13 protein-coding genes and 1 pseudogene are annotated in these 18,488 nt (G+C 69.4%); 10 read left to right on the top strand and 4 right to left on the bottom strand.

Annotated elements, in window-relative coordinates:
* Positions 1-35: 35 nt before the first annotated feature.
* Positions 36-366 (bottom strand): annotated as a pseudogene (locus BTH_RS35875) (hypothetical protein).
* Here BTH_RS35875 and BTH_RS09625 point away from each other — a divergent pair.
* From BTH_RS09625 to BTH_RS09605, 5 genes are all read left to right on the top strand, one after another.
* The gene (locus BTH_RS09625; RefSeq protein ID WP_009896562.1) at positions 256-1,533 is read left to right on the top strand and encodes a glycosyltransferase; all 1,278 of its coding nucleotides are present in this window, start codon (positions 256-258) and stop codon (positions 1,531-1,533) included. The pseudogene BTH_RS35875 and the gene BTH_RS09625 overlap by 111 nt on opposite strands.
* On the top strand, positions 1,530-3,101 hold the full coding sequence (locus BTH_RS09620; RefSeq protein WP_009896564.1) for a DHA2 family efflux MFS transporter permease subunit: 1,572 nt from the start codon (positions 1,530-1,532) through the stop codon (positions 3,099-3,101). Before BTH_RS09625 ends, BTH_RS09620 begins: the two co-directional genes overlap by 4 nt.
* Positions 3,102-3,233: 132 nt before the next feature.
* On the top strand, positions 3,234-4,199 hold the full coding sequence (locus BTH_RS09615) for a glycosyltransferase family 2 protein (protein ID WP_009896566.1): 966 nt from the start codon (positions 3,234-3,236) through the stop codon (positions 4,197-4,199).
* 52 nt (positions 4,200-4,251) lie between these two features.
* Complete coding sequence (locus tag BTH_RS09610; protein WP_025404178.1) at positions 4,252-5,814, top strand: efflux transporter outer membrane subunit; 1,563 nt, start codon at positions 4,252-4,254, stop codon at positions 5,812-5,814.
* A gap of 194 nt (positions 5,815-6,008) precedes the next feature.
* Entirely contained in the window at positions 6,009-7,277 is a 1,269-nt protein-coding gene (locus BTH_RS09605) for an efflux RND transporter periplasmic adaptor subunit (RefSeq protein ID WP_025404204.1), read from the top strand.
* A gap of 451 nt (positions 7,278-7,728) precedes the next feature.
* Here BTH_RS09605 and BTH_RS09595 read toward each other — a convergent pair whose 3' ends face one another.
* Positions 7,729-9,378 carry a glycoside hydrolase family 32 protein gene (locus BTH_RS09595; RefSeq protein ID WP_373365265.1) on the bottom strand — a complete coding sequence of 550 codons (1,650 nt, stop codon included), beginning with the start codon at positions 9,376-9,378 and terminating at the stop codon, positions 7,729-7,731.
* Between the two features lie 142 nt (positions 9,379-9,520).
* Positions 9,521-11,005 carry a glycoside hydrolase family 68 protein gene (locus BTH_RS09590; protein WP_025404203.1) on the bottom strand — a complete coding sequence of 495 codons (1,485 nt, stop codon included), beginning with the start codon at positions 11,003-11,005 and terminating at the stop codon, positions 9,521-9,523.
* A 273-nt stretch (positions 11,006-11,278) separates the two neighbouring features.
* Here BTH_RS09590 and BTH_RS09585 point away from each other — a divergent pair, with 273 nt between their 5' ends.
* Together BTH_RS09585 and fdhA are read left to right on the top strand one after the other, a co-directional pair.
* The gene (locus tag BTH_RS09585; protein WP_009900983.1) at positions 11,279-12,295 is read left to right on the top strand and encodes a substrate-binding domain-containing protein; all 1,017 of its coding nucleotides are present in this window, start codon (positions 11,279-11,281) and stop codon (positions 12,293-12,295) included.
* A gap of 345 nt (positions 12,296-12,640) precedes the next feature.
* Positions 12,641-13,840 (top strand): formaldehyde dehydrogenase, glutathione-independent, encoded by a 1,200-nt coding sequence (fdhA, locus tag BTH_RS09580; protein WP_009898059.1) that lies wholly within the window; start codon positions 12,641-12,643, stop codon positions 13,838-13,840.
* A gap of 185 nt (positions 13,841-14,025) precedes the next feature.
* Here the strand turns inward: fdhA and BTH_RS09575 are convergent, their stop codons facing one another.
* Positions 14,026-15,051 (bottom strand): GlxA family transcriptional regulator, encoded by a 1,026-nt coding sequence (locus BTH_RS09575; RefSeq protein WP_009898058.1) that lies wholly within the window; start codon positions 15,049-15,051, stop codon positions 14,026-14,028.
* 408 nt (positions 15,052-15,459) lie between these two features.
* Between BTH_RS09575 and BTH_RS09570 the strand changes: the two genes are divergently transcribed.
* The 3 genes from BTH_RS09570 (at position 15,460) to BTH_RS09560 (ending at position 18,458) form a co-directional block, all read left to right on the top strand.
* The gene (locus BTH_RS09570; protein ID WP_009898057.1) at positions 15,460-16,734 is read left to right on the top strand and encodes a serine hydroxymethyltransferase; all 1,275 of its coding nucleotides are present in this window, start codon (positions 15,460-15,462) and stop codon (positions 16,732-16,734) included.
* Positions 16,735-16,805: 71 nt separating this feature from the next.
* Entirely contained in the window at positions 16,806-17,777 is a 972-nt protein-coding gene (locus BTH_RS09565; protein WP_009898055.1) for a dipeptidase, read from the top strand.
* Between the two features lie 147 nt (positions 17,778-17,924).
* Positions 17,925-18,458: a DUF5943 domain-containing protein gene (locus BTH_RS09560; protein ID WP_009898053.1), complete on the top strand. Its 534-nt coding sequence runs from the start codon at positions 17,925-17,927 to the stop codon at positions 18,456-18,458.
* The last annotated feature ends 30 nt before the right edge of the window (positions 18,459-18,488 follow it).

The raw sequence follows: 18,488 nt of genomic DNA, 5'->3' as shown, positions 1-18,488 counted from the left end.
GGGCGCGAGGCGCGCGCCGGGCGGTCGAGGCTCCTTCAAACAGGCAGGCGGATGGATGCGGGCCGGATCGGGCTGCATGACGCGGCGGCGGCGGGGCGCATCGGCATGACGGAAGCGTTCGCGTCACGGGCCCGTTGTTCGGCGGCGGCCCTGGCGGCAGGCGGACGAGCCCCGGCCGGCGATGGACGATCCGGTTCGAACAGGGCTGCGGCGAACGGTTCCGTCGACTGCCGCGCGGGATGGAATGACGAGGCGATGGCTAAAGTAATCGTGACGGCGATCGGGTCGGCGGGCGACGTGCACCCGTTGCTGGGGGTGAGCCGGGCGCTGTCGGCGCGGGGCCACGAGGTGGTGTTCTGCACGCATGCGCCGTTCGAGGCGGCGGTGCGCGCGAGCGGCTTCGCGTTCGTGCCGGTGGGCACGGCCGAGGACTACGTGCGGGCGATGGCGGACCCGGCGCTGTGGGATCCGCGCACGTCGTTCAAGACGCTGTGGCGGGTGATCGCGCCGGTGGTGAGGCCGCACTTCGAGGTGCTGCGCGCGCTGAGCGACGCGGACACGGTGCTGGTGGGCACGCTGTGGGCGTTCTCGGCGCGGCTGATGCAGGAGCGCTTCGGCACGCGGTACGTGTCGGTGCAGGTGTCGCCGTCGACGCTGCTGTCGGCGCATGCGCCGCCGACGCACAAGCGGCTGACGATCCCGAAGGGCCTGCCGCTGGCGGTGAAGGCGGGGCTGATGACGCTGATCGAGCGGCAGGTGCTGGACCGGGTGTGCGGCCCGGAGCTGAACGCGGCGCGGCAGGCGCTGGGCCTGGCGCCGGCGAAGCGGATCCTGGGCCGGTGGCTGCATTCGACGGACGGGGTGCTGTGCCTGTTTCCGTCGTGGTTCGCGCCGGCGCAGCCGGACTGGCCGGCGAACCACCTGCAAAGCGGGTTTCCGCTGTTCAACGACGCGGGTCCGGCGCAGGCGGATGCGGAGCTGGAGGCGTTCGTCGCGTCGGGCGAGGCGCCGGTGGTGTTCACGGCGGGCTCGACGCTGGTGGACGGCCGCACGTATGAGCACGCGGTGACGCAGGTGCTGCAGGCCACGGGGGTGCGGGGGATTCTGCTCGCGCCGGATGCGCCGGATGCGCCGGCGGCATCGGACGGGGCGGCGCTGCTCAAGCGCCGCTACGTGCCGCTCGCGGCGTTGCTGCCGCGCTGCCGGGCGCTGGTGCACCACGGGGGGATCGGGACGGCGTCGCTCGCGTACGCGGCGGGGGTGCCGCAGGTGGTGACGCCGTTCGCGCACGACCAGTTCGACAACGCGCAGCGGGTGGCGGCGAGCGGCTGCGGGGTGCGGCTGGACGCGCCGGTGCGCGGCGAGCCGCTCGCGCGGGCGCTGGCGCAGGTGCTGGGCGACGCGGCGATGGCGGCGCGCTGCGCGCAGGTGCGCGCGCGGATGGCGGCGGAGCCGAACGGCTGCGACGCGGCGGCGCGCTTCATCGAGCGCTTCGCGCCGGGCGTCGCGGCGCGGCGGGCGCAGCCGGCATGAGCGCGCAGGCGATGTCGGCGGATCAGGCGGGCGTTGCGCCGCCGGCGGCCGCCCCGCTGCGCGGCGCGAAGCTCGCGCTGCTGACGTTCGCGCTGTCGCTCGCGACGTTCATCGAAGTGCTGGATTCGACGGTGGCGAACGTGGCGGTGCCGGCGATCTCGGGCAGCCTCGGGGTGTCGAACAGCCAGGGCACGTGGGTGATCAGCTCGTACTCGGTGGCCGCGGCGATCGCGGTGCCGCTGACGGGGTGGCTTGCGCGGCGCGTGGGCGAGCTGAGGCTGTTCGTGGCGTCGGTGATCCTGTTCACGCTGACGTCGCTGCTGTGCGGGCTCGCGCGGGACCTGGAGGTGCTGGTTGCGTGCCGGGCGCTGCAGGGGCTGTTCTCGGGGCCGATGGTGCCGCTGTCGCAGACGATCCTGATGCGCGCGTTCCCGCCGGCGCGGCGCACGCTGGCGCTGGCGCTGTGGGGGATGACGGTGCTGCTCGCGCCGATCTTCGGGCCGGTGGTGGGCGGCTGGCTGATCGACAACTTCTCGTGGCCGTGGATCTTCCTGATCAACCTGCCGATCGGGCTGTTCTCGTTCGCGGTGTGCACGCTGATGCTGCGCCCGCAGGCGCAGCGCGGCGAGGCGAGCCCGATCGACGCGCCGGGGATCGTGCTGCTGGTGATCGGGGTGGGCTCGCTGCAGGCGATGCTGGACCTGGGGCACGACCGGGGCTGGTTCGATTCGCCGCTGATCACGGCGCTGGCGATCGCGGCGGGGGTGTCGCTCGTGTCGCTGCTGATCTGGGAGCTGGGCGAGGCGCATCCGGTGGTGGATCTGAGCCTGTTCCGGGAGCGGACCTTCACGTTCTGCGTGGTGATCATCTCGCTGGGGATGATGAGCTTCTCGGTGGTGGGGGTGGTGTTTCCGCTGTGGCTGCAGGCGGTGATGGGATACACGGCGTACCAGGCGGGGCTGGCGACGGCGTCGATGGGGGTGCTGGCGCTGGTGTTCTCGATCCTGGTGGGGCTGTACGCGAGCCGGGTGGACGCGCGGGTGCTGGTGACGTTCGGGTTCGGGGTGTTTGCGGCGGTGATGTGGTGGAGCACGCACTTCACGCTGTCGATGACGTTCGCGCAGGTGGTGACGCCGCGGCTGATTCAGGGGATGGGGCTGCCGTGCTTCTTCATACCGCTGACGGCGGCGACGCTGTCGCGGGTGCCGGACGAGAAGCTGGCGGCGGCGTCGAGCCTGTCGAACTTCCTGCGGACGCTGTCGGCGGCGTTCGGCACGGCGCTGAGCGTGACGTGGTGGGACAACCGGGCGACGTACCACTACGCGGTGGTGTCGCAATCGGTGACGCGCGCCTCGGAGAACACGCAGCGGTACGTGGACGCGCTGCACGCGATGGGGCTGCACGGCGCGCGGGAGCTGAGCTCGCTGCACCAGGTGGTGCGGCAGCAGGCGTACATGATGGCGACGAACGACATGTTCTACATGGCGAGCGCGACGTGCCTGCTGCTGGCGGGGCTGATGTGGCTGACGCGGCCGAAGCGGGGCGCGGCGGCGGCGCTCGGGCACTGAGGCGAGGCATGTCGCGCCCCGCATGACGAAGGCGAAGGAGAAGGGCGATGCGCCGAAGTCCTGGGGACGCGGCGCGTCGATGCGGCAACGAAGCGGGCATTTCGGCATTCCGAACCACCAAAGGGAAGAGCGATGACGATCCTGGGGGCGCTGGTGATTCTGTACGACCCGACGGACGAGCAGTTGTCGGGGCTGGAGGCGCTCGCGCGCGACAGCGACGCGCTCGTGGTCGTGGACAACACGCCGCACGAGCACGCGGCGGCGCGCGAGCGGGTGCGTGCGCTGTCGGCGCGGACGAACACGGTGTGGCGACACCACGGCAACCGGGGCGGGGTCGCGGGCGGGTACAACGCGGGGCTGTCGGTGCTGTTCGCGCAGGGCGTCGAGGCGGTCGCGCTGTTCGACCAGGACTCGACGGTGCCGGCCGGGTACTTCGAGCGGATGCGCGAGGCGTGCGCGCAACTGGGTGAGCAACCGGGCGCGCACGCGGGCGCGTTCATCGCGGGCCCGCGGATCTACGACGCGAACGAGCAGCGCTTCCTGCCGGAGCTGATGACGAGCGGGGTGACGGTGCGCCGCGTGCGGGTGGAGGGCGAGACGGCGCCGCAGCGCTGCGCGTTCCTGATCTCGTCGGGCAGCGTGATTTCGCGGGCCGCGTACGCGCGGCTCGGTCGATTCGACGAGGCGCTGTTCATCGATCACGTCGACACCGAGTATTGCCTGCGCGCGCTCGCGCACAACGTGCCGCTGTACGTGGTGCCGCCGCTCGTGCTGACGCACCGGATCGGCGCGCGGCGCCGGCACAAGGTGGGGCCGTTCGAGCTGACGGCGATGCATCACGGGTGGTTGCGCCGATACTACGGCGCGCGCAACGCGATGCAACTGGGGCTGCAGTACGGCTTGCGGTTTCCGGTGGCGCTGGTGCCGAATCTGCTGACGATATGGCAGGTGATCCAGGTGGTGCTGTGCGAGCGGGAGAAGGGCGCGAAGCTGCGCGGGATCGCGCTGGGCGTGCTCGACGGCCTGTTCGGGCGGCTGGGATCGTTCGACGATGCGCGCGCGGGCGCGGCGGCGCGCGAGCCGGTGCGGCAGGAATGAACGGAACGGGCCGCGGCGGGATACCGGAAAGCAAGAAGGACGCATCATACGAATGACGCAGACAGCAACGCAAGCAGCCACTCGCGCGATGATCGCGACAGGAAGCCGCGCGGCGCGCCGGCTCGCGGCAGCCGCGCTCGCGTGGGCGCTCGCCGGCTGCGTGCCGTCGGGCTTCGAGCCGGCGCTCGCGCCGCGCACGCCGGGCGACGACGCGCTCGCGCACACGGCGGGGGGCGCCGCGCACGGCGCATGGCCGAGCCCCGACTGGGTCCGGCAGCTCGGCGATCCGCAACTCGACGCGCTCGTCGACGAGGCGCTGCGGCAGAACCCGACGCTGCAGGCCGCGCAGGCGCGCATCGGCGTCGCGCAGTCGCAGCTGCAGCAGTTCGAATCGCTGACGGGGCTCACCGCGACGGCGGGCGCGTCGCTCTCCAAGGCGCACGTGCCGCGCTCGGGCGGCACCATCAATACGACGTTCAACGGCTTGCCGGTGTCGGTGCCGCTCGTCGGCGAATCGGTGGTGTCGTCGTCGTCGCTGTTCGTCGGGCTGAACTATCAGCTGGACCTGTGGGGCAAGAACGCGGCGGCCACGCGCGGGCTGCTGTCGATGCGCGATGCGGCGCGCGTGGAGGCCGAGCAGGCGCGGCTCGCGCTGTCGGTGGCGATCGTGACGCTGTACGGCGAGCTGGACCGCGCGTATGCGCTGCGCGAGCTGCTGCAGCAGAAGCGCCGCGCGAGCGAGCAGGTGGAGACGGTGCTGCGCGAGCGCGCGGCGCGCGGGATCGACAACGGCTACGATGCGGACGACGCGGCGCTCAAGCGGGGCAAGCTGCTCGAGCAGCTCGCGCTGACCGACGAGCAGATCCAGTTGCAGAAGCTGCAACTGGGGGTGCTGAGCGGGCGGGGGCCGGAGCGCGGGCTGTCGCTCGCGCGGCCGAAGCTCGCGCCGCTCGCGGACGCGCCGCTGCCGGCGCGGCTGCCGGCCGGGCTGCTGGGGCGGCGGCCGGACATCGTCGCGGCGCGGCTGCGGGTGGAGGCGGCGTACGCGGCGATCGACGGCACGCGCGCGTCGTTCTACCCGGACGTGAACCTGGCGGCGCTGGGCGGGCTGTTCGCGCTCACGCCGGCGTCGCTGTTCAAGCACGATGCGCTGGGGGGCTCGATCGGTCCGGCGCTGTCGCTGCCGATCTTCGATCGCGGCCGGCTGAAGGCGAAGCTGGGGGGCGACGTGGCGAACGCGGACGTGGCGCTGGCGCTGTACAACCAGACGGTGGATGCGGCGCTGGGCGAGGTGGCGCGGCAGTTGACGTCGCTGTCGACGGTGGATGCGCTGCTCGAGGCGCAGCAGCAGGCGGTGCGCTCGGCGCAGCGGATGGTGGCGCTGGCGCAGGACCGGCACCGGCGGGGGATGGGGATGCGCAAGGACGTGAACGTGGCGAAGCTGACGCTGCTGGACGAGCGTGCGCACGTGATCGAGCTGCAGGCGCGGCGGCGGACGCTGCGGGTGGGGCTGATCGGGGCGCTGGGCGGCGGCTTCGACGCGCGGCCGGCGGGCGGCGCGCCGCTCGCGCAGGGCAAGCCGTTCGCGGCGGCGAGCGACAGGCCGCCCGATTGAGCGGCACGCACGCATGCGGCCCGAAGCCACCGACACCCGAAGACACCGACACCAACGCCACCTTCACCGTGTACACGAGCGATTCAACCGACACCGCCCCCGAGCATCGAAGCCCGTCGGGCCGATCCGCGACGGCTTGCGGGCCGGCCCGGCCGTTGCCGGCCGGCGCCACCGACATCACGCACGCGAAGACCTTGAACGATACCGCCACCGATACCCCGCGCGCGAAGGCGCCCACCGATCCGGCCGCCCTCGACGGCGCGCACGCGCAGCCCGTGCCGGCGCACGAGCGCGGATCGCCTCCGCCGCCGGAAGCCGCGGCGACGCTCGCCGCGCGCCGCGCGACGCGCCGCCGGCGCTTCGCGCTGTTCTTCGGGCTGCTGGCGCTGGCCGCGCTGGCCGCGGGGCTCTACTGGTTCGTCGCCGGGCGCTTCAGCGAGGAGACGGACGACGCGTACGTGGCCGGCAACGTGGTGCAGATCGCCGCGCAGATCCAGGGGACGGTGACCGACGTGCTGGTGGCGGACACGCAGCAGGTGAAGGCGGGGCAGGCGCTGGTGAAGCTCGACGACGCGGACGCGTCGGCGGCGTTCGCGCAGGCGCGGGCGCAGCTCGCGCAGGCGGTGCGGCAGGTGGCGAACACGCGGCTCTCGATGGGGATGTACGAGGAGACGGTGAAGGCGCGCGAGGCGGACCTGAAGCTTGCGCAGCAGGCGTATCGGGCGCGAGCGGGGGCCTCGGTGGAGGTGGTCGCGCCGGAGGAACTGGCGCGGGCGAAGTCGTCGCTGGCGAACGCGCAGGCGGCGCTGGCGGGGGCGCAGGCGCAGCTGGAGGCGGCGCGCGCGCTGGGCAGCGAGCGGCCGGTCGAGCAGAACCCGGCGGTGCAGCAGGCGGCCGCGCAGTTCAAGCTGGCGTACCGGAACCTGAGGCGCACGACGATCGTGTCGCCGGTGGACGGCACGGTCGGTCAGCGGTCGGTGCAGATCGGTCAGCAGGTGGGGCCGGGGGTGCCGCTGATGTCGGTGGTGCAGTTGCGGCAGGTGTGGGTGGAGGCGAACTTCAAGGAAGGGCAGATCCGGCACATGCGGGTGGGCCAGCCGGTGCGGCTCGAATCGGACCTGTACGGCGCGCGGGTGACGTACCACGGCCGGGTGGAGGGGTTCTCGGCGGGCACGGGCAGCGCGTTCTCGATGCTGCCGTCGCAGAACGCGGCGGGGAACTGGATCAAGGTGGTGCAGCGCCTGCCGGTGGTGATCTCGCTGGAGCCGTTGGAGCTGGCGGCGCACCCGCTGCGGGTGGGGCTGTCGATGCGCGCGACGGTGGAGACGAAGGTGCGTGGCGGCCGCCTGCTCGACGGCGACGCGCCGCTGCCGGGGCTGCGCACGCGGGTGCACGAAGCGCAGGCGGGCGAGGCCGAGGCCGCGGCTTCGGCAGTGATTCGGGAGAATGACGGCCGCAGGTGACGGGCGGTTGCGGGATCGCGAGCGATTCCGTGCCGCGCACGCTCGGCGATCGCATCCGCCGCGTTGCGGCGGGATCGGGATGGCGTCGCAGCGCGATGACATCACGACAAAAGGCGCGGGCAGGCAATCGAATCGCAGGAAGGGCGACTGTGCGCCGGGCGCGATCGCGCTACTTTTGCAATCATCGCAGACTCATGATCGCAGCGGCTTGCTCGTCGAGCGATGCGGGCTGGCACGGTTCACGGTTGCCTTCATGACGAAGCGAGAACGACGTGACGCCGCGAAAGGATGCGCGGGCCGAAAAGCGCGGACATGCGACGTGAACGGCGGCCCGTCAGCGTGATCGCAAGACGAACGAAGCGAATCGGCATCGTTCGTCTCGAACGCGATCGGCATGCCCGCCTGCAACGTCGTGCGTGAACCGTATCCACCGCGAATTCGTCAGCGATCCCTACGATTTCGAGCAGGTCCGCCGCGTACCGGCATTCTCGTCGAGCTTCGTCACCACGATATCGCCGAACGTCGCGTCGCCGCCTTCGGCGAACACGGCGACCCGGTCGTCGGCCGGCGACGGAAACACGAGATCCGTGACGACGGTCCGGCCGTCGCCGTCGAATACTTCCACCGAAGCGCGATCGACGATCACGTCGAGCCGCAATTTCCCGTTCACGAGCGGCAGCGCGACGATGTGCTGCTTGCTGAACGCGTTCGAGAAGTTGGTCTCGCCGGATACCGAGCGATCGACGCTCAGCGTGCGCGCCACCGTGTCGTAGACGATCCGCACGCCGGCGCGGCCGTCCGCCGACCGTCGCACGATCAGCCCGGCGCGGCGCGCCGAGCGCGGCTCGATCGTGAGCGTGATGCGCTGCACGTCGCCGCGCATCTCGGCGCCGAGCTCGCGCAGCGACGACGCCACCGCAAGCGAGCCGACACGCACTGCCGGCCGGCTGCGTGCGAACGCGTCGAACGATCGCGCGGGCGCGAACGTCAGTTGCGGCCGGCCGTCGATCGTCTTCATCGCGAGCTCGCGCGGCAGCGCCATCGTGCCTTTCCACGGCGTCGTCGGAATGCGGTCGGCATAGTCCCAATTGCTCATCCACGCGATCGCGATTGGCCGGCCGCCCGGCGCGTTCGCGAACGTGCCGGCCGCGTAGTAGTCGGCGCCGTGGTCGAGCCATGCGTATTGCGCGGGATCGGCGTTCGCCGGCGCGACGCGATCGGGCGTGAATGTCCTGCCGTCGAAGTTGCCGACGAAATACATCGCGCCCGAGCCGCCCGCGATCGACCACGGATTGACGTTGACGATCATCACCCACTTCGTGCGTGATGCGTCGCCGTCGAGCGGCATTGGCAGCAACTCGGGCATTTCCCACAGTGCGCCGCGATGCGGGACGCCGGGCAGCGTGAAGTCACTGAGGAAATCCCAGTGAATCAGGTCGCCCGACCGATACAGCTTGACGACGTGTGCGTCCGCGACGACGGCCGTCATCATCCAGTAGCCGCCCGGCGCGTACCACGTCACTTTCGGATCGCGGAAATGCTGCGATTCGGGCTCGAGCGTCAGCACCGGATTGCGTGCATACGGCCGCCACGTCTTGCCCTGATCGAGACTGTATGCGAGCGATTGCGCTTGCGTGCCGGGCGCATGGCCGGAGCCGGCCTTGTAGACGCTCGTGTAGAGCGCAACAAGCGGCGGCGCATTCGCGCTGCCGAGGCCCGACGTGTTGCGCGCATCCGCGACGATCGAGCCGGAGAAAATCTCCTCGCGCGCATTCGCCGTCATCGCCACCGGCTGTTCGTCCCAGTGCACGAGGTCCCGGCTCGTCGCATGTCCCCACGACATGTCGCCCCAGAAGTTGCCGTGCGGGTTGTATTGATAGAACAAGTGATAGACGCCGTCGTCGTAGACGAGGCCGTTCGGGTCGTTCATCCAGTTGCGCCGCGGCGTGTAGTGCAGCGCGGGGCGCCATTGCGGCGTGCCGTGGGCGGACGCCGCGGGCAGCGGCGCGCACGGCGTGCCTGCCGCGTGCGCGGCAAAGCACGCGGCAAGCGCGACAAAGCCGGGCAAGACGGGCGCAAGGCGTGATCGGAGAAGGGACATCTGAGGAATCCTGCTTGAATGCATGCGCGACGCGCGCGGCGCGATGCGCGAGGACGGGCGGGCATGGCGCGCACGGCGCACATGGGGTTCGCCCGCCCTCGCGCGGGAGCGGACGCTAGGTTCGCCGCTCGTTGCCGCCGCGTCAGTCGTTGTGGCCCGCGCCCACGGCCGGCTGGTTCGCGGGAATGTCGCCGTAACCGCCGAGGCCGCCCACGCCGTACGCGCGGTCGACCGTCGTCGATTCGCCGTTGATGTCGATCTTCACTGTCGGCGCGAGCGAGCCGCCGCGCCGCGCGCCGATCGCGTCGATGAACGACTCGACGCGTCCGCCCGGCATCACGTAGTGCGAGTACGACTGGAACGCGCGCGGGTTCTGGTTCGGGTCCTGCGCGTACGGCGCGCCGGCGGGCGCGGAGAAGTCGGTCGGGTTGCCGAGCACGAGGCCGCTGCCGCCGTTCAGCGGCAGGAAATCGCTGCGGATGCCGTTGCCGACGAAGCCGTACACGCCGTCCGGGCCGTCGACGCCCGCCGCCATCGTCGTCCGGTGGCTGATCGTGAACAGGTAGTACTTGCCGTCCTTCAGGTAGATCTGCGGACGCTCGGTCTGATCGTCGACGCAGTTCGCCGATAGCAGCGGCGGCAGGAACTTCCATTCGGTCAGTTGCGGGTTCGTCGCGATCGCGAGGCCGACATTGGCCTTCTGATACACTGCGCCCATGTTCATCACCGCGTTCAGATCCTCGCGATACGGATCGTTCGGCGCGTAGCCGAGATCGGCTTCGGTGCAGGTGCGCGCGCCGCGCGGGCCGCCCGTGTTGCCCTCGAACACCATGTACGTTTTGCCCGGATGCGCGGGATCGGTGAACACGAACGGATCGCGGAACGAGTAGTACGTGTTCTGCTGACCCGTCTGGTACATCTTCCCGTCAGGCTGCAGCAGCGCCTTGTGATCGTCGAATCCCGAGAACCACACGTGCTTGTCGTCCGCGTGGATGTGACCGTCCGCACGCGTGATGATCGCGATCGGCGGCGTGATGTCGGCGCCGCCCGGCGCGGAGCGATTGAACGACAGCGCGGTGTAGTAAAGGCTCACGTTGTCGCCGTGCGTGAGCCGCGCGGAGCCGGACCACTCGGCGTTGTTCGTCATCGGCGCGGTGCCGAACACCTTCGCGCTCGCGCCGTCCGGGAACAGATGGCCGCCCCAGGTCCAGCCGCCGTTGGCCGGACGCTGCGACGCCGGAATGCCCGCGCGGCGATAGAAGAAGCCGATGCGCGCGTGCACGTGGCGATCGTCGAACGTGTAGCCCGCGTGCGGATCGGCGCTCAGCGAGAAGATCACTTCCCAGCCTTTGTAGCTCAACTGGTTCGCGCGCATGTCGGCGAGCGGCCACGTGTCCCATACCCACACGTTCGAATTGATGAGCGGGAAGTTCTGCGCAATGTCCGGCATCGACAGCGCGAGCGGCAGCGAGTTCTTGTCCGCGCCCGCCGTGTGCGATTGCTTGACGATCTGGCGCATGTCCGCGCGTGTCCAGCGCATCGTGAAATTGCTTTCGGGATCGTAAGCCTGCTGCGTGTGCGGCGTCGGCGCGGGGCCGGCGCCGTAGCTCTGCGCGTGGGCGGACAGGCAAGCGGTCGCGGCGAGCGCCGTCACCGCTGCGGACGACGCCAAACGTTTGCGCCGGCGGGAAACGATTTGTTGGGAATATGTCATGAGCGTGTCGTCAGTCAGTAAGTTTGTGGCGGCGCCACGTTGAGAAGTGGATATCCAAACCGGTTTGGATGCTAATTCAAACCGGTTTGGTCGTCAAAAGTAATTTATTTGACGGAATGCCCCGCGATTGGGAAACAGTGGCCGGCGGCGCCGGCCGAATGCAGGGAGACCCTCCGAGGTGAGACTGTGAAAGTGAATCTGAAGGCGTTGTCGGAGGCGCTCGGCCTGTCGCGCACGACGGTGAGCCGCGCGCTGAACGGCTACGACGACGTGAGCGAAGCCACGCGCGAGCGTGTGATGCAGGCGGCGCGCGAGCTCGGCTACGTCGCCGATCCGACCGCGCGCCGGCTCGCGACCGGGCGCGCAGACGCGGTCGGCATCGTCTATCCGTTCGGCGCCGGCGACCTCGGCGATCCGCGCTTCGCCGAGGTTGTCGCGGGCGTCACGGAGCGCCTGGGGGAGAGCGGCCGCGATTTCTTCATCGTGTCCGCGCGGCCGAACGCGGAGCTTGACACGTACCGGCGGCTCGTCGACGGCAGGCTCGTTGACGGGCTGATCGTCGCGCGCACGCTCGTCGACGATCCGCGCATCCGTTTTCTTCAGGAACGCGAATTTCCGTTCGTCGCCTATGGCCGGACCGCGAGCGCGAAGCCGTACACATGGTTCGACTTCGACAACGAGGCGGGCATGCAGGCTGCCGCGCAACGGCTGATCGCATTCGGGCATCGGCGCATCGCGCTCGTTTGCGCGCCGCAGACGCTGAATTTCGCCGCGCAGCGGCGCGCGGGCTTCGAGCGCGCGCTGCGCGACGCGGGGATCGCACGCGATGCCGCGCTGATCAGCGAATGCGCGTTTACGCGCGACGGCGGCTATAGCGCGGCACAAACGCTGCTCGCGCTCGCGAACCCGCCGAGCGCGATCGTCGTCGACAACAACATCGCCGGCGCGGGCGTGTTCCGGGCGATCGTCGAGAGCGGCAGGCGCTTCGTTCGCGACGTATCGCTGATCGTCTATGACGGCGTATCGCCCGACATTTCGTTTCCGTACAAGGCGAGCGCGGTGCTGCAGCCTACCGGGCATGCGTCCGGCCGCGCGATCGCCGAGCTGATGCTCGGCGCCATCGCGCATCCGGCCGACGTCGCGCATCGGCTCGCGTCGCCCGTCGTCGAGCCGGGCGACACGGACGGCCCGCGCGGCGGCTGATGCGCATTTCTCCATTCTCGCAAGGGCTCTGCACGCCGCGCACGCCGCGTACATCACGGATGTCGCGCGAGCCTTCACGACACGCTGCGAAGCGGTGTCCGCAGGTGCGGCTTGCGCGTCGCGCGGATCGCCGCTGTCGCCGATTGTGCCTATGGTGCCGATGGCGCGTCGGCGCGGCCGTTTCCATCGCATGTCGGTCGCGGCCAAGCCGATGTCGGTTTTTGGACGCTCGCCCCCCTGGCTCGCGGACTACCCTCGGAAGGCTCGCTGCAAGTCAGGCCGATGCGCGTACGCGCGGGCCGGGCGACGCGCGGCGCACCGCCAACGAGACATGGAGACGAAGCGATGAGCAGCAACCGAGGTGTCGTGTATCAGGGGCCGGGCAAGGTCGAGGTGCAGAAGATCGACTATCCGAAGATGGTTGATCCGAGCGGCCGCGCGATCGGCCACGGCGTGATCCTGAAGGTCGTCAGCACGAATATCTGCGGCTCCGATCAGCACATGGTGCGCGGCCGCACGACGGCGCCTGTCGGTCTCGTGCTCGGCCACGAGATTACGGGCGAGGTGGTCGAGGTGGGCCGCGACGTCGAGACGCTGAGGATCGGCGATCTGGTGTCGGTGCCGTTCAACGTCGCGTGCGGCCGCTGCGCGATGTGCAAGGAGCAGCACACGGGCGTGTGCCTGAACGTGAATCCGTCGCGCGCGGGCGGCGCGTACGGCTACGTCGACATGGGCGGCTGGATCGGCGGTCAGGCCGAATACGTGCTCGTGCCGTACGCCGACTTCAACCTGCTGAAATTCCCCGATCGCGATCGGGCCATGACGAAGATCCGCGATCTCACGTGTCTGTCGGACATCTTGCCGACCGGCTATCACGGCGCGGTCACGGCCGGCGTGAAGCCCGGCTCGACGGTCTACGTCGCGGGCGCGGGCCCGGTCGGGATGGCGGCCGCCGCGTCGGCGCGCCTGCTCGGCGCCGCGTGCACGATCGTCGGCGACATGAACGCCGAACGTCTCGCGCACGCGAAGGCGATGGGCTTCGAAGTTGTCGATCTGTCGAAGGACGCGACGCTCGGCGAGCAGATCGAGCAGATTCTGGGCAAGCCGGAGATCGATTGCGCAGTCGACTGCGTCGGCTTCGAGGCGCACGGGCACGGTTCGTCCGGTCACGCGGAGGAGGCGCCCGCAACGGTGCTGAACTCGCTGATGGAGATCACGCGGCCCGCGGGCGCGATCGGCATTCCCGGCCTGTACGTGACCGACGATCCGGGCGCCGCCGACGCCGCCGCGAAGCACGGCAGCCTGAGCATCCGCTTCGGCCTCGGTTGGGCGAAGTCGCACTCGTTCCATACCGGCCAGACGCCCGTGCTCAAGTACAGCCGCAATCTGATGCAAGCGATCCTGTTCGACCGGCTGCCGATCGCGCAGATCGTCAACGTGACGGTGATTTCGCTCGACGATGCGCCGGAAGGCTACAGGAAGTTCGACGGCGGCGCGCCGCGCAAATTCGTCATCGATCCGCACGGGATGCTGAAGGCGGCCTGACGCGCACACGCAGACGCGCGCGGGTGCGGTTTCGCGCCGACACCACGCGCGCGCAGCGATGCGGCCCGCCGGTTTTCGCGAACCGGCGGGCCGTTCGTTTCGGTGTGCGATTTCGGGGGCCGGTTTCGAGTTCCGGTTTCCGCGGACGCCCGTGCGCGGCGCTCAGCACGGCGCGGCGGCGAGACTCACGCGTGCAGCATCATCGACGGCGCGCTCGCGCCGCCCGGCATCGACGGCTGCGCGAGCGGCGCGACCTGCTTGCGGCGCTCGCGGGTGGGCGCGGTGCCGAACGCGTCGCGGTAGCTCTTGCTGAAGTGGCATGCGGACTGGAAGCCGCACGCCATCGTGATGTGCATGATCGACATGTCGGTCTGCAGCAGCAGCTCGCGCGCGCGGCGCAGGCGCAGCGTCAGGTAGTAATGCGTCGGCGTCATCCCGAGATGCTCGCGAAAGAGGCGCTGCAACTGCCGCTGCGACATGTTCGCGAGCCGCGCGAGCTCCTCGCGCGACAGCGGCTCCTCGATGTTGTTCTCCATCAGCGCGATCACTTCGAACAGCGACTTGTTCGCCGAGCCGAGCCGAGCGACGAGCGGCATCCGCTGCTGCGCGCTCGTGTCGCGCACGTGCTCGACGATGAACTGCTCGGCGATCTGCGTGACGCGCGCGGTGCCGATGCGCGACGCGATCAGGTTCAGCATCATGTCGAGCGGCGCGACGCCGCCCGTGCAGGTCACGCGATCGCGATCGATCACGAACAGTTCCTTGAGGAAGCGCGTCTCGGGAAATTCCTCCTTGAGCGCCGACAGATTTTCCCAATGGATCGCACAGGCGTAGCCGGCGAGGAGCCCTGCCTTCGCGAGCGCATAAGTGCCGGTGCAGAGGCTGCCGAGCGCGACGCCCGCGCGCGCGAAGCGGCGCAGCGCCGCGAGATGCCCGGGTTGCGTCGCGCGCTGCACGTCCACGCCGCCGCACACGAACACGATGTCCGGCTGCCCGGCGCATTCCGCCGGGCCAGTGTCGACCGCGAGCCCGTTGCTCGCCGTGACCATGCCGCCTTCAGGGCTGATGATCGACCAGCGGTACAGCGGCTGCCCGCTCAGGTAGTTTGCCATCCTGAGCACTTCGATCGCGTTCGTGAACGCGATCATCGTGAAGTTGGGCAGCGGCATGAACGCGAAATGAGACAGCGACGCGGTGCGGTCGGGCGACATGGGGAAGCGTTCCTTGGATCTGATCTTGATGCGGCCGGGGCGCTCGGCCCGCGTATTGTGAAATCGAGCGCAACTAGCGTGCCATACGGCTAAACCCTAGATCGGCGGAGCCTCCTGTCGGTCGCCTTTCGCTGCACCGCACCGTAACCGTGAGCGGCTGCGCAGCGCGAGTGCGGCGGCGGCACCGTGCCGGTGCCGCCGCCGCGAAAACGCACGACCGGTCACTTGTTCAAAAGTGACGAACATGTCGGAAAAGGGAAAGAAAGCGTCTGAATTCATCAATCGGCTAAAAATCCGAACGACAAGAATAGAGCCGTCGGCAGCCGCTGCGGCGGAACGCCAAAACGCCGTGCGAAGGGCCCGCGGGCCCGCCCCGGAGCCCCTCGAAATCCAGTGACGAGACGCCTTATGTCGAACGCCAACCCCTTCTTTTCGCAATCGCTCGCCGAGCGCGACGCGTCCGTGCGCGGCGCGATCCTCAAGGAACTCGAACGCCAGCAGTCGCAAGTCGAGCTGATCGCGTCGGAGAACATCGTGTCGCGCGCGGTGCTCGACGCGCAGGGCTCGGTGCTGACGAACAAGTATGCGGAAGGCTATCCGGGCAAGCGCTATTACGGCGGCTGCGAGTTTGCCGACGAAGTCGAGGCGCTCGCGATCGATCGCGTGAAGCAAATCTTCAACGCCGGCCACGCGAACGTGCAGCCGCACTCCGGCGCGCAGGCGAACGGCGCGGTGATGCTTGCGCTCGCGAAGCCGGGCGACACGGTGCTCGGGATGTCGCTCGACGCGGGCGGGCACCTCACGCACGGCGCGAAGCCCGCGCTGTCCGGCAAGTGGTTCAACGCCGTCCAGTACGGCGTGAGCCGCGACACGATGCTGATCGATTACGACCAGGTCGAGGAACTCGCGCAGCAGCACAAGCCGAGCCTCATCATCGCCGGCTTCTCCGCGTATCCGCGCAAGCTCGACTTCGCGCGGTTTCGCGCGATCGCCGATTCGGTGGGGGCGAAGCTGATGGTCGACATGGCGCACATCGCGGGCGTGATCGCCGCGGGCCGCCACGCGAACCCGGTCGAGCACGCGCACGTCGTCACGTCGACGACGCACAAGACGCTGCGCGGCCCGCGCGGCGGCTTCGTGCTGACCAACGACGAGGAAATCGCGAAGAAGATCAATTCGGCGGTGTTCCCCGGGCTGCAGGGCGGCCCGCTGATGCACGTGATCGCCGGCAAGGCGGTCGCGTTCGGCGAGGCGCTCACGGACGACTTCAAGACCTATATCGACCGCGTGCTCGCGAACGCGCAGGCGCTCGGCGACGTGCTGAAGGCGGGCGGCGTCGATCTCGTGACGGGCGGCACCGACAACCATCTGCTGCTCGTCGACCTGCGCCCGAAGGGCCTGAAGGGCGCGCAGGTCGAGCAGGCGCTCGAGCGCTCGGGCATCACGTGCAACAAGAACGGCATCCCGTTCGACGCCGAGAAGCCGACGATCACGTCGGGCATCCGCCTCGGCACGCCGGCGGGCACGACGCGCGGCTTCGGCGCGGCGGAGTTCCGCGAGGTCGGCCGGCTGATTCTCGAGGTGTTCGACGCGCTGCGCACGAACCCGGCAGGCGATCACGCGACCGAACAGCGCGTGCGCCGCGAGATCTTCGCGCTCTGCGAGCGCTTCCCGATCTACTGAGCCGCCGAACCGAACGAACGCCGAGCCTTCGCACGACGACCGGCCCACGCGCCGACAAGACTGGAGAATCCATGAGCACGCTGCACCAGGACAGCATCATCATCGATGGCCTGAACATTTCGAAGTTCGAACGCACGGTGTTCGAAGACATGCGCAAAGGCGGCGTGACGGCCGCGAACTGCACGGTATCCGTGTGGGAGAACTTCACGAAGACGGTCGACAACATCGCGCTGATGAAAAGGCAGATCCGCGAGAACGGCGAACTGCTGACGCTCGTGCGCACGACCGACGACATCGCTCGCGCGAAGAGGGAGGGCAGGATGGGCGTGATCCTCGGCTTCCAGAACGCGCACGCGTTCGAGGACAACCTGGGCTACGTCGAGGCGTTCGCCGACCTGGGCGTGCGCGTCGTGCAGCTTTGCTACAACACGCAGAACCTCGTCGGCACCGGGTGCTACGAGCGCGACGGCGGGCTGTCGGATTTCGGCCGCGAAGTGATCGCCGAGATGAACCGCGTCGGGATCATGGTCGACCTGTCGCACGTCGGCGGCAACACGTCGTCGGAGGCGATCGCGTTCTCGAAGAAGCCCGTTTGCTACTCGCACTGTCTGCCGTCGGGCCTGAAGGAGCATCCGCGCAACAAGAGCGACGAGCAGTTGAAGGAAATCGCGGATGCGGGCGGCTTCGTCGGCGTGACGATGTTCGCGCCGTTCCTCAAGCGCGGGATCGATGCGACGATCGACGATTACATCGAGGCGATCGACTACGTCGTGAACCTGATCGGCGAGGACGCGGTGGGCATCGGCACCGATTTCACGCAGGGCTACAGCGTCGACTTCTTCGACTGGCTCACGCACGACAAGGGCCGCTACCGCCGGCTCACGAATTTCGGCAAGGTCGTGAATCCCGAAGGCATCCGGACGATCGGCGAGTTCCCGAACCTGACGGCCGCGATGGAGCGCGCCGGCTGGAAGGAATCGCGCATCCGCAAGATCATGGGTGAGAACTGGGTGCGGGTGTTCAAGGAGGTCTGGGGCGCGTAAACGTTCGTATCCCAAGTCCGCATTCCTCGCTTTCAGCCCGTTCACAACCGATCCGATTCATCACGCGCCGGCTCGACGAGCGTCGGCGCGCGGACGATGCCGCGCGCGCGCCCGGACGCCGCGCGATTTACCCCACGGAGCCACACGATGCAACCGCAACTGCCGATCGACGTCGATCCGAACACCGGCGTCTGGACCACCGACGCGCTGCCGATGCTGTACGTGCCGCGCCATTTCTTCACGAACAACCATGCGGCGGTGGAAGAGGCGCTCGGCCGCGACGTCTACGCGGACATCCTCTACAAGGCCGGCTACAAGTCGGCGTACCACTGGTGCGACAAGGAAGCGAAGCAGCACGGGATCGCCGGGATGGCGGTGTTCGAGCATTACCTGAAGCGCCTGTCGCAGCGCGGCTGGGGCCTGTTCTCGATCGTCGAGGCCGACCCGGCCGCCGCGCGCGCGAAGATCGAGCTGCGCCATTCGTCGTTCGTGCTCGCGCAGCCGGGCAAGGAAGGCAAGCTCTGCTACATGTTCGCCGGCTGGTTCGCGGGCGCGCTGGACTGGGTCAACGACACGACGCCGGAGGGCCGCGATGCGCCGCGCGCGCAGTCGAGGGAAGTGCGGTGCGCGGCCGAGGGCCATGACCACTGCGTTTTCGAAGTGTCGCCGATCGCTCGCTGATACGCCGACACGGAACCACACCCGCAACAC

The organism is Burkholderia thailandensis E264 (genome assembly GCF_000012365.1).
Taxonomy (GTDB): domain Bacteria; phylum Pseudomonadota; class Gammaproteobacteria; order Burkholderiales; family Burkholderiaceae; genus Burkholderia; species Burkholderia thailandensis.
This window is presented reverse-complemented; position numbering and strand designations above follow the sequence as displayed.